Annotated in this window: 13 protein-coding genes; 2 read left to right on the top strand and 11 right to left on the bottom strand. The window is 45.1% G+C overall.

Annotation, left to right across the window (positions count from 1 at the left end; genetic code table 11):
• Nucleotides 1-116: 116 nt before the first annotated feature.
• The 7 genes from MKY85_RS14160 to MKY85_RS14130 form a co-directional block, all read right to left on the bottom strand.
• The gene (locus MKY85_RS14160) at nucleotides 117-659 is read right to left on the bottom strand and encodes a redoxin domain-containing protein (RefSeq protein WP_342573030.1); all 543 of its coding nucleotides are present in this window, start codon (nucleotides 657-659) and stop codon (nucleotides 117-119) included.
• Between the two features lie 11 nt (nucleotides 660-670).
• Nucleotides 671-1,384 (bottom strand): ABC transporter ATP-binding protein, encoded by a 714-nt coding sequence (locus MKY85_RS14155; protein WP_342573029.1) that lies wholly within the window; start codon nucleotides 1,382-1,384, stop codon nucleotides 671-673.
• A complete protein-coding gene (locus MKY85_RS14150; protein WP_342573368.1) occupies nucleotides 1,377-2,198 on the bottom strand; it encodes an ABC transporter permease subunit in 822 nt (273 codons plus the stop codon). Before MKY85_RS14150 ends, MKY85_RS14155 begins: the two co-directional genes overlap by 8 nt.
• Nucleotides 2,199-2,259: 61 nt before the next feature.
• Nucleotides 2,260-2,808: a nitrous oxide reductase accessory protein NosL gene (locus tag MKY85_RS14145; protein WP_342573027.1), complete on the bottom strand. Its 549-nt coding sequence runs from the start codon at nucleotides 2,806-2,808 to the stop codon at nucleotides 2,260-2,262.
• Complete coding sequence (locus MKY85_RS14140) at nucleotides 2,805-4,193, bottom strand: NosD domain-containing protein (RefSeq protein ID WP_339261075.1); 1,389 nt, start codon at nucleotides 4,191-4,193, stop codon at nucleotides 2,805-2,807. Before MKY85_RS14140 ends, MKY85_RS14145 begins: the two co-directional genes overlap by 4 nt.
• 315 nt (nucleotides 4,194-4,508) lie before the next feature.
• The gene (bshB2, locus tag MKY85_RS14135) at nucleotides 4,509-5,207 is read right to left on the bottom strand and encodes a bacillithiol biosynthesis deacetylase BshB2 (RefSeq protein ID WP_339242556.1); all 699 of its coding nucleotides are present in this window, start codon (nucleotides 5,205-5,207) and stop codon (nucleotides 4,509-4,511) included.
• Complete coding sequence (locus tag MKY85_RS14130) at nucleotides 5,207-5,551, bottom strand: YojF family protein (RefSeq protein WP_339242554.1); 345 nt, start codon at nucleotides 5,549-5,551, stop codon at nucleotides 5,207-5,209. The genes bshB2 and MKY85_RS14130 overlap by 1 nt, the downstream gene beginning before the upstream one ends.
• A gap of 256 nt (nucleotides 5,552-5,807) precedes the next feature.
• On the opposite strand from MKY85_RS14130, the gene MKY85_RS14125 reads away from it, so the two are divergent.
• Nucleotides 5,808-6,587 carry a DUF817 domain-containing protein gene (locus tag MKY85_RS14125; protein ID WP_339242552.1) on the top strand — a complete coding sequence of 260 codons (780 nt, stop codon included), beginning with the start codon at nucleotides 5,808-5,810 and terminating at the stop codon, nucleotides 6,585-6,587.
• 24 nt (nucleotides 6,588-6,611) lie between these two features.
• Here MKY85_RS14125 and MKY85_RS14120 read toward each other — a convergent pair whose 3' ends face one another.
• From MKY85_RS14120 to MKY85_RS14110, 3 genes are all read right to left on the bottom strand, one after another.
• The gene (locus tag MKY85_RS14120) at nucleotides 6,612-7,307 is read right to left on the bottom strand and encodes a hypothetical protein (RefSeq protein WP_339242550.1); all 696 of its coding nucleotides are present in this window, start codon (nucleotides 7,305-7,307) and stop codon (nucleotides 6,612-6,614) included.
• A 146-nt stretch (nucleotides 7,308-7,453) separates the two neighbouring features.
• Nucleotides 7,454-8,344 (bottom strand): UDP-N-acetylmuramate dehydrogenase, encoded by an 891-nt coding sequence (murB, locus tag MKY85_RS14115; protein ID WP_339242548.1) that lies wholly within the window; start codon nucleotides 8,342-8,344, stop codon nucleotides 7,454-7,456.
• Nucleotides 8,345-8,608: 264 nt separating this feature from the next.
• Nucleotides 8,609-9,589: an SDR family NAD(P)-dependent oxidoreductase gene (locus MKY85_RS14110; RefSeq protein WP_339261073.1), complete on the bottom strand. Its 981-nt coding sequence runs from the start codon at nucleotides 9,587-9,589 to the stop codon at nucleotides 8,609-8,611.
• A 243-nt stretch (nucleotides 9,590-9,832) separates the two neighbouring features.
• Here MKY85_RS14110 and MKY85_RS14105 point away from each other — a divergent pair, with 243 nt between their 5' ends.
• Nucleotides 9,833-10,507, top strand: coding sequence for a methyltransferase domain-containing protein (locus MKY85_RS14105; protein WP_339261071.1), 675 nt, complete (start codon nucleotides 9,833-9,835; stop codon nucleotides 10,505-10,507).
• Nucleotides 10,508-10,578: 71 nt separating this feature from the next.
• On the opposite strand, the gene MKY85_RS14100 is transcribed toward MKY85_RS14105, so the two are convergent.
• Entirely contained in the window at nucleotides 10,579-11,985 is a 1,407-nt protein-coding gene (locus MKY85_RS14100) for a PQQ-binding-like beta-propeller repeat protein (protein WP_339261069.1), read from the bottom strand.
• Nucleotides 11,986-12,008 lie beyond the last annotated feature (23 nt).

The following is a 12,008-nucleotide window of genomic DNA, read 5'->3' as shown; positions in this document are numbered from 1 at the left end:
TATGTGCTTAAATTTTTGTAGTTACTTTTAACGTACCTTCATTTCACTTGTATTATGAGGGATCTTGGGCGATCTTGGGGGTTCCTGCCGCTTTTCTCACCATCCAACTCTTACGACTAAATACTCTCTTCCAGCCATTGCTGTAAAGGGATGTCTTCAGTAAGTTCGCCTAGCAATATGTGACGGAACTTCCCTTCCTTATCAATAACCATCGTAGCGGGCAAACCCGTAATACGATACATCCCTGATATGTTACCCGTCACATCAATGATGACCGGAAAATCAAACGCTTGCTTATCCATAAACTCACGAATCGTACCCTTTGATTCCCCCACGTTAACAAACAGGGTTGCCACATCATTCTGATAGTCCTGGGCAATCTGATGTACGAGCGGCATCTCCCTTACACAGGGCGTGCACCATGAAGCCCAAAAGTTAATCATGACGGCTTTGCCCCGATAATCCGACAGCTTCACTTGCTCGCCTGCTGAATTAACCGCTGTGAACTCAGGGGCCCTTGCACCTACTTGAATCATGTTGGCTCGCCCTGACTCAGGTGTCGATACATTTTCAAAAATAGCCCATGCACCTGCTAACAAAGCGATCAATCCAATCAAAATTGTAAGAGTACGTCTGCTCTTAAGATTCTTCTTCTGCACTGAACTCACCTTCACTTTAAACCAAGACTTTGATGAAATGCTGCATGGAGCGAACCGAATTGATCACGAAAGTCACGGGTGGAGCCCTCTCCCACACTACGTCCCTGGTTCATGAACATCACCTGATCCGCAATATCATCTGCAATCTCCAGCTGATGGGTTGAGAACACGACCATGTGGCCATCCTGCTTGATACCCTTGAGGAGCTGAGCTAATTCCTGCATCCAGAACGGGTCCAATCCATTTGTTGGCTCATCCATGATGAGCAATGGAGGTTTGGACAGTACAGCTTGAGCAAATAACACACGTTGGCGCATCCCTTTGGAGAAAGTCGTAACCCGGTTTTTCTTTTGATTCTCCAAACCTACCATAGTCAGTACTTCCTGTACTCTCCCCTTGGGAACTTTCCGCAGAGAAGCCCAGAACAGAAGCATTTCCTCCGCACTTAATCCCTGATTAAATTGATAATCATCCGGCATATATCCAATCTGCTGTGAATAATGTTTGCGCTCCTTCAACCAACGAATATTGTTGACTACAACGTCACCCGTGGTAGGCCGAAGAATTCCAGCGATCATACGCAGCACCGTGCTCTTTCCTGCGCCATTGCCTCCACAGAGGGCAAGCACTTGACCGGAACTCATGCGAAAGGAGATATCCTCAACAATACGTTTCTTTTTAATGGATTTTCCCAATCCCATCACTTCGAGTCCCACCTTATCCATGAGAACGCCCCCTCTCCCAGATCGCGTATATGGTCAGGACAGAGCAGGTGATCCAGAACAGACATATCCCGATGAAAATCCAACTGCCACTGGGTTGCTGCACCCAGTCCACCCATTGATAATATTCAGGCCCCAGAATGGATCCACCTCCCAGTTTGATGACTACGAACAATCGCACCAGCTCAGCCGGATTAATGAACGTTAGCATAACCAGCATCGGTTTGACCCACAGATAAGGCATCAATCCCAATACTGAGAGCAGTAACGTTGGCCATCCAATGACTGTGAAAAACCATACGGTCACCGAGATGGTTAATGCCTGCCACCGATTGCGCGACAACGAACCGATGAATAGAGCCAGTGTCAGAAATAACAACACCAGTCCACACGAGAATGCCAGAAAGAGAAGATATGTCATGACATCCAGTGGATTCCCGACTACTCCGCTAATCACTCCCATCAGGCCGTATCCAAACGCAACAATGGTAATCAATACAATTGACAACCCAACATACTTGCCCACAATAAAGGACATTGTACCAATAGGATATGTCGCCAGCAGTTGCCAACTGCCATCTTCCTTTTCGGATGTTAATGAGAAGGAACCGAGGAACAGCGTCATTAATGGCAAAAGGTATAGAATTAGATTCAGCATCGAACCTGTTGTGCCCGAATATCCTTGAACCAGATTCTGCGAATTCAGGAGTAACAAACTTAAGCTAAATGTGCAAAAAAGAATCAGAAACGAATACGCCCAGGGATTGCGAAATCCCATCTTCACTTCCCGTCTTGCAATCTGTATCATATCTGCCATCATTGATCACCATTTTCTATGGTCATACCTAGTGACCTGACTCTTCTTTCGTCTCATCTTCCTAGTGTTTCTCATCACTCATTCCTTCGTCACTCATACCCTCTTCTCCGTGCCCATGTTCACCCATCATGTCCATATTCTCTGTATTTTGTTTCCAGTCATGCGATGCAAGATCCTCAGCAGTCATAATGGTCCCCACACCTTGCTCTGCAACGAACGCTTCAGCCGATGGCTTGTCCTTGAAAGTTAGAATTCCATAGGCCATAGGCGTGCGCAATGAAGCATCATATACATACGTGGCTTTGCTGTATTCAATCCATTCCTTGTCATTATAGTCACGCACATAGTCCATGCCGATGTTATCTGTGCCATTCTCTGTTTTCCACTGGTTCATGCAACCGATATCATCAAACTTGTAATTTTGGCCGTCTTTCGTAGTGAGCTGCGTTGCATATGCATCGTCCTTCACCTGCATTTTACATATCGCGCAGATATCCACCTCTTCATTAATCGGCAATGCCGCGTATTTTGTTCCGCAAGCTGTTAATAATACGATGCCAAACATAAGTACCATAAGCATTGACCATCTTCCGTTCAAGCTTTTGTTCATTTTCGTGATACCCCCATATAGATAATGATAAAAGTCGCTATACCCAGCAAAGCTAGCCCAATGATCCAAACCATATGGGTACCTGTAGCTGTTTCCACTGTTATGTGCAGATCAGATCCCTTATCCATGCTCATTCGTGGCGACTTGTCAGTAGTCCATTGTTCTCTGCCTTCTGTAAACAAGTCACTCAGAAAGACCATGCCCGGTGATTGAAAAAAGAGCTGATACGCAGAATTTCGACTGACCAGTTGCTCATAAAAAGGATTAATGGCATAGGAAATCTCACTGATTCCGTCCTGATTTAGATCGAGCCCCTGAAAGGAGTCCCAGTAATTCTCCATCATGACATTGTTCGGGCTATCCAAAGCCGAAGCCTCAATAACATTGGAGACCCATTGGTTATGTGTGAATTCGTTATCTTCTGCCAGAACCAGCTGAATGCCCACAAAATTCCGAAGTACCGCATTGCCACGGATCTCATTGCCCGAGGATTCTGCTATATTCATACCGACACGGTTGCCCTCCACCACATTGTTGAGTACAGAGGATTGATGTACGTCATACAACAGAATGCCTTGGGAATGAACATGGGTACTTTGTTTGCGAAAAGAATTGCCCGATATAACCGTATTCTTGACGCCCATGATCATGGCACCTGTCATGTTCTCTTCTCCGGTATTGTCCATGACAGAAGAGCCGTCAATGTACATACAGTGGATGCCATACCTTGTATGTAACAGCCTGTTATTTCGAACGGTAGATATGCGACTGTTCTCCAGATAGATGCCATCCCGCATGCCTGTGATCTCATTGCCTTCAATGTAGCTGTCATGGGCGTTGTACAGATCAATGCCATTGCCCTTCTGGCTACTGGTTGCAGAACCAGACCCCACCCAAGTGATCTTGTTCCGCTGAATCGCCGCCTGACTTGAATTCCGGATGATTATCCCAAAACCCTGGGTCTGAATATGCAGATCCGTGATCTCACTGTTGTTCCCTTCAACCTGAATGGCTGCAGTCTGTGCATTCGCATCATGTTCAATGGTAAAACCTCTCAACTTCACCCCATCCGAACGAATCATTATTGTAGATGTGGCTTCCGCGTTAACAACAATGACCGTAGGATCGCCCTGAATGGTGATGTTCTTATCAATCGTTATGGGGCCTGCATATCGGCCTGACTCAAGTACAATGACATCTCCGGATGCAGAACGGTCAATCATTGGCTGAAGGGGAATGAGATCACGTTCTACAGAGGCGGCCATGGCCTTTCCCTGCGGGAAATACAATAGGGCAATCAACATGCTAATTAGAAAAGGCAGGACCAGGCCCCTGCTTTTCTTGCAACAGCCAAACACACGCAACCTTTCCCCAAAATTATTCATGATTCATCCCGCGCAAATCTGGCTCCTTGTTGCTGAGGTGTAATACTGCGGCTTTGTATTTAACAGATCTTACGTCAATCTCAAGCATACTTTGGCTGTACACACCATCCCTCCATTTCACTCAGAATCATTCATCCTTATTCCTCATCCATTGAAGCAACCCAATAATGAAGCGTTATCACAATCCTGATCACAGTGTACTTAAAACGGATTTTTTTCCATATAGCTCAATTAGGCTATAGACAGCACATTTTTGTGTCGATATTGTGATCTAACAAAAAAAGCCGCCATAATGGCGACTTCTAAGTGATCCGATTATTCAAATGGATAGGTCCAAAATTTTTCTCTACCAAAGCGTTTCTTAATTTCTTCATCATCGAGCTCACGATTTCCGACAAGCTCTGCTGCCTGGAATTGGGAACGATGGGCACGAATTGATGCCATTTTTTGACTTAAAAATCCAGTCACATCAACGAATACATCTGCTGTGCCAATGAACTGTTCATGATTATTCGAAAACGCAACACAGTGAACCACTGGGCGCTCAGCTACAGGAAGACGAGTAATCGTGCGAATGACGGCTTCTCCCGTAGCATCATGATCGGGGTGAACACTGAAGCCCGGATAGAAGGTGATGACGAGCGACGGTTTCAGTTCTTCAAGCAGTGCCATAATACAATCGTCGAGCAGCTGCGGATCTTCAAACTCAATCATTTTATCGTGAAAACCGAGCATTCTTAAGTCCTGGATTCCGATCGCTGCGGAAGCTTCAATCAGTTCTTGCTTGCGAATCGCAGGCAATGTGACTCTGTTGGCAAAGGGAGGAATACCCATGTTGCGCCCCATCTCGCCAAGTGTCAGACAAGCGTAGGTTACATGGGCACCGCCATCTATGTATTTGGCTAATGTTCCCGATACAGAGAAAGCTTCATCATCCGGATGTGGATACACCACCAAGATTCGCTCATGCTCATTGTGTGTCGTATTCATGGTTTTTCCATCCTCCACTTTCATCAGAACATCTCCCGACTCAGTTGTAACGCGACAACCAGCTTGCCTTGAGTGTCGTGACCAGCCAGAATAAGTCTTTCGTTTTCCTGTTCGTCAATATGTGTAAGACCCTCGGCATATATCCATCCCTGAGTGGTTTTTAGACCTACCCGGTATGGACCCGTACCCGAAATAGAGCCCTGCGTATATCGTATGGCCGCATTGGTAATGAATGCCGATGCCGGATGCTTCGAACTATCATAATGATGTGCATATGCACCTGACGTGAGTTCCAGATGTACGTATAAGTCCTGATCAGCAAGTTCACTGAGTCGGAGCTGAATATCTTGAGGTTTGATCGGTTGCATGGCGGCCTCCTTGTCTATTGTTAATTGTTCGAATTCCATTTTAACATAACCACGAGAGAATATACATGGAAGGACCGAGTCATCACGGTTGAGGGATACAATCCTGAAAAACAAGAACAGATTTGTGCGTTTTTTTCTCTTTTTATTCACAGAAATATCTATATGATGAAGTGTAGGCAGAAAAACGCCTATGATAAACACCCTAAATCTTAAATAAATCTGGCTCCAACGTGTTTGGAAAGGAGTTGAATTTGAAATGAAACCTATAGTACAGCTACTGCATTTCGGCTATCATCAGGCGATGAGCTGCATATTTCCTGTAGCGATCTTTGGCACATTGGCCCTATCCAGCGTCATCCCAGTTCCTTTTCTTTATCGATATGATGCGATCCTGCTGGTATTGCTTGTTGTGCAGTACCTGATGTATCGAAGCGGCTTGGAAACCCGGGATGAAATCAAGGTCATCTGTGTATTTCACATGATTGGCCTGGCGTTGGAGATCTATAAAGTATGGATGGGCTCATGGTCATACCCTGAGCCGGCGTACACCAAAATCCTTGGTGTCCCTCTATATAGTGGATTCATGTATGCAAGTGTAGCCAGCTTTATGTGTCAGGTGTGGCGAAGACTGCGAATGGACATGACTGGATGGCCTGGTATATTACCTTCCGGTCTGCTCGGTGCAGCCATATATATCAACTTTTTCACCCATCATTTTATTCCCGATTTTCGTTGGTGGCTAACGGTGCTTGTATTTATTGTCTTCTGGAAAACGTGGATTATCTACCGGGTACGGGCAACGACCTATCGAATGCCGTTATCCATTGCTTTTGTCATTGTTGGTTTCTTCATCTGGGCTGCTGAGAATATCGCTACATTCTTCAATGGCTGGAAATATCCTGATCAACATGATGCTTGGCAACTGGTTAGCTTTAGCAAGATCAGTTCGTGGTTCCTGCTGGTGATCATTAGCGTCATCATCGTTGCGCAGCTCAAATATGTGAAAGCCAATCGAACAACAGATGATCCTGCGTAATATCCATCATCACACCCATATGCATCATCGTTCAACATTCAATGAGCCACTGTCATTCGCATCTTCAATTCGCTTGCTTGCTATAAGTTCGCCCTCAACATTATAAGCTTGAATTGTATATGGGATATCTGCTGCGGGTGGCAGGAAGGCGTACCAGATCAGCTGGTCCCGACTCACTTCAACCAATTTGCTTTCTATCTCTACTGGTTTTCCATTTTGCTTGATTTCAACAGTTACACGTCTGATGGTTGGGTCTACGATGTCACCAAACAACATGGGAAACGGGGCCGAGACTTTATCCAACTTCGGTATATTCATATAATTCAAAGCAAACTTGGTTTGTAGACCCTCACTTATGGAATAACCTCCACCCCATACCCATTTCCATCCGAACATGTTCTTGCGGGTATACTCCATCTGAAGATTACTGTTGTTTTCCCGACCCTTTTTTTGTGTGAACAAAATCATGCCTCCGTCTACAGCCTCCTGATGAATAAATTGGGAGGTATAAAACTCACCTCTAAATTCCTGAACTGCTCCCTCAGGACTTTTCGCTATAGGAATATGTATAGTTTCACTTAATCCCCAAACTTTAGATATGCGTTGATCGGCTAACCCCCCTGCACGTTCATTCATATACATATATGTCAGGACTGACACGGGCGAGAGTACAATTACCATTGTGATGATTAGCAGGATTCTCCTGTTACGTTTGGACATCTCCGAGTGCACTCCTTATAAAAACGATGAAATATTAAAAACAATCACTCTAATATTACCATAATTAGTATATGGATTCTTGTACGAATCCAATGTGTCCAATCAAAAAAGGTCGCCAACGGCGACCTTTCAAGTATTCATCGAAGCTATTCTCCCAGGAAGATCACTTCGGTTTCCAATTCAACCTGGAACGTATCATATACTTTCTTCTGAATAAATTGAATCAGATCCATGTAATCCTGGGCAGTAGCGTGATCCACATTTACGATAAAACCCGCATGTTTCATGGAGATCTCTGCACCTCCGATACGAGTGCCTTGCAAGTTACAATCCTGAATCAGTTTACCGGCAAAATGTCCTTCGGGTCGTTTAAATACACTTCCACAAGAGGGGAACTCAAGCGGCTGCTTGGATTCTCTCAGGAACGTTAATTCCTTCATTTTGCTTGCAATATCTTCCTTGTTTCCTTTTTTGAGCCCGAATTCGGCCTCCAGTATGATATAGTGATCCATCTTGAAGAGACTATTTCGATAACCAAACTTCATCTCTTCTCGAGGAATCTCCAATACTGTACCGTCTTTGGTGATCACAGTCGCTCGTTCAACAACATCTTCGATCTGACCCCCATAGGCACCCGCATTCATGTAGAGTGCGCCCCCCGTGCTTCCGGGAATACCGCAAGCAAATTCCAAACCGGTTAAGCTATGCTCCAAAGCAAGCCTGGATACATCAATGATATCAACGCCACTTTGCGCAATCATACTGTCTCCACTCACTTTAATTTGATCGAAATGACTAAGGGAAATAGTTACACCTCGGATACCTCCATCTTTGATGATGACGTTGGAGCCTTTGCCAATAACCGTCAGCGGCAATTGATGTATGTTGGCAATCTCTACGATTTTAGTGATTTCGTCTATCGTTGTTGGATGGATGAGGATATCTGCTTTACCACCAATTTTAATAAACGTGTGATTTTTTAGCGGTTCATTGAATTTTACTTTTTCTAAAGGTATGTGTTGCTCAAAAATATTCATGATTTTCTCTCCCTGCGTTCTCAAAAAGAACATGATTCCTCTATTTTAAATGGAAAAGCACTCACATTACAATCCATCACATTTATTTCACTTCACTGAGCCGTATAATGTATCCTTTCTTCCCTCTGTTCTGATATATGATATTCACCTAACCATGAGGGATGTTACTTTCTCAAATAGTATGAGCAAAATAAAAAAACGCTACTGACAACTTCAGTAGCGTTTAGTGTGAATCTCAATTTAATTATTGTGTAACTCAAGGATTTATGTGGTTGGGATATCCGTATCCGTCAGTTCTACGGACAGTTTCCATAGACGAAGAGCTTGCTCAGGATCAATCGCATACTTCTTCACCCCATAGAAACCTCCATCCTCAGGAGCCAATTCACTGATGTCACAATCCTCGCAGTAGACACCGCCTTTGCCCTCAAGCTGAGGAGAAGTTGCTGCCCAGACTTGCGTTGCCGCCCCCTGTTCAAGTGTTTTGAATGCAGGATTGGCCACTTGTCCAGATTCATCAATCCAGCCCAATGCGATCATCTCATCTTTAGGCATATGACGCTGCAACGGCGTCATAATTCCACCTGGATGAACCGAGAACGCACGCACTCCCTGTTCAGCACCACGTCTGTCCAGCTCAACGCTGAATAAAATGGTTGCTGTTTTGGACTGTCCATAGGCAGGGAATTTCTCATAATCATGCTCAAACTGGATGTCATCCCAACGAATCGGTGAGAAATGATGTCCCGCTGATGCCAAGGAAACAACACGTGCGCCACCCTGATTTGCAAGTGCTGGCCATAACAGATTAGTCAATGCAAAGTGGCCTAGGTGATTGGTTGCAAATTGAGCTTCCCATCCAGGACCAACACGCGTCTCCGGACAAGCCATGATGCCCGCATTGAGAATTAACATGTCGATGTTGCGATCACTCGCCACAAACCGCTCGGCAAAGGCACGAACACTTGAGAGATCCGCGAGATCCAGTTCGTCAATTTCCACACCGGACAGTCCGGATAGAGCTTCTTGGGCAACAGCTGGCCGGCGTGCCGTCACAACGACGTGAGCTCCTGCTTGGACGAGTGCGCGTGTCGTCTCCAGCCCCAGGCCGGAATAACCCCCTGTTACAATAGCAAGTTGTCCTGTCAGATCAATATTACTTAATACGTCCTCTGTTGTACTCCGATGATCGAACCCTGAGCCAATTTTATGTTGTAAGGTTTTAAAGGTATCTTCTTGTGTCATCTCATCTGTCTCCTTTGAAATAGTTTCTATCTAATGCAAGTCTACACCTTAGAGTACACTCTAGGTCAAATACAGCGAATCATTCGTCTTAACGTTTCCGTTCAATCTGAAAAAAGCCGCCGGTTGGCGACCTTTTGACTCGGAACCCATAGCTCCAGCCTATGAACTTATCCATAATCGGTATTTCCCTTGTTTCCTTCCAGTTTGTAAACTATGGAGAAAACCTCAAGGAGTGATGAGCATATGGAATTCTCAGTAAAGCAGCTGTTCGATAAGGTAGCCCAAGATTATGATGTGCAGCGAAAACAACTTATCCCTTGCTTTGATGATTTCTATGGAATGGCTCTGAAGCTAATGGAATGTTCGCTCGATTCGCCACGTATTCTTGATCTCGGTGCAGGAACGGGGCTTCTCTCCGGATTGGTCCTGCAAAAGTACCCCAACGCACGATTAACCCTGATCGACATCAGCGATCAGATGCTCGAAGGGGCACGTGAAAGGTTTGCTGATACTACACAGGTAGAGTACTTGGTCGGAGATTACTCAAATTACAACTTCACCAGTTCCTACGATATGATTATTTCCTCCCTGTCTATTCACCATCTGACCCACGCTGACAAGAAAAAGGTGTTTGAAACTGTACATAAGCTGTTAGAACCAGGTGGCCGCTTCATCAACGCAGATCAGGTTCAGGGAAGAACTCCCGATACGGACACCTATTATCGCCAGCGCTGGTTAGAAGCAATTCATCAAAGTGGCTTGTCTGAGGAAGCCATCTCGGCTTCGATCGAAAGACGCAAGGTGGATATCAATGCCACGCTGGAGGATCAGTTTATGTGGTTGGAAGAAGCGGGGTTTCCTGTGGTTGATTGCATGTACAAATCCTTGGACTTTGCGGTATTTTACGCGCAAAAATAAAAAAGACCGGATTAGAGGCGCAAGCTATGCCATGATCCGGTCTTCTCCCTATAATTTTCATTCTGAAACAATTATTTCAGCGATGCTAGAAGCTTAACGCCAAGAAGTTTGCCTTCAGCCTGGATAATAATCATTCCGTTTGTCTTCAACGTCGTGTTGTGCAGGTCACCACCAGTGGATACTCGAAAAGCAGGCTGCCCCGTCATCATGTTGAGTGCAAGTAAGGTGCCGTTACGTTGCGCTCGATACATTCCTTTACCGTAAACATCGATCTGAGCAACGGGGGCATCACCATGCCACTGTACCTCCTGACCATTAGCCAGCTTAATGCCTGTGAGCTCTCCCGTGTTGGCGTTCCTGAAGATCAACCGTTCCTGTGTAATGCCAACCCACACCATATTTTCTCCATAAGGGCTACGAAAAGTTCGAAGTGGCGTGGGTTCAGACTTGGTTGAAGTCAATGAATACTCGGCTATTTTATCCCCTTGCAAAATGTATAGTTTATCTTTATTCGTAAAAATTCCGCCATACCCATTTTCATACGGTGGATCACCAGGGATTTTCCAGGTGTATTCCTGACTTCCTTTTAACACACCCGTCTTCAGGTTGTACGCATTAACTTTCCATTTGCGTTCAGGCGAAGATTCGTCATCATCTCCCAACATTGGAGAATAGTAATCCGCTGAATATACAAGACCGTCTTTGATCTGAAGAGCCTCCCCCTGACCAAAATGACCCCATAGCTTCTTGCCTGTTTTCTTGTCGTACGCATTAAGCTGAGTGGATGTAAGTGCTCCTTGAACAAAAAAAGTTCTCAGCACCACACCATTAGCTTCTTCCAGATACTCAGTACCATGACCTTCCCCTAATGGTTCATCTGCCGACCAACGCAATTTGCCTGACTTGATATCCAGTGCAAACGTTGTACTTCCTTTAATCACGTAGAGCGTATCCATTGTTGGCACCAACACTTCTGTACGTTGAACCGTATCAATCCAGGTGGATGTGACAGATTGCCATTTTGCTTTGCCTGTTTTTGCATTCAAGGCATAAGGCTTATGATCACTGGTCAGTCCGTAAAGGACGCCGCTTTGATAGGTGATATAAGGTGTCAGATCTTTGCCGTAAGTCCAGAGCCTTTTACCTGTTGTCGCATCAAGTGCCACCAACTTCGATCCAGCAAACGTGAATACTTTGCCTTCTTCTGCAATGGCACTTGCTCCGATGTACGTCTCATTCATATTCAAATAGTTATCTACATTTGCTGTCCAAGTAGGTTTCAGTTCAGGTACAGTGATTCGCTGATACGAATACCAGTTACGGATGGATACATCCGATGCTTCAGCATGTGCCTGAGATGGCAGTACGCCGATGACTCCATGAACCATCAGCATTCCGGCAGTAAGACCAGCAATGATGGGTCTGCCTGCACTTCTTTTATAATGCTTCATTGTGTGACGTTTATGTCGATTGATCATAGAAAGTGATTCCTCCTGTGATA

The organism is Paenibacillus sp. FSL R5-0749 (assembly GCF_038595085.1).
Taxonomy (GTDB): Bacteria; Bacillota; Bacilli; order Paenibacillales; family Paenibacillaceae; genus Paenibacillus.
This window is presented reverse-complemented; position numbering and strand designations above follow the sequence as displayed.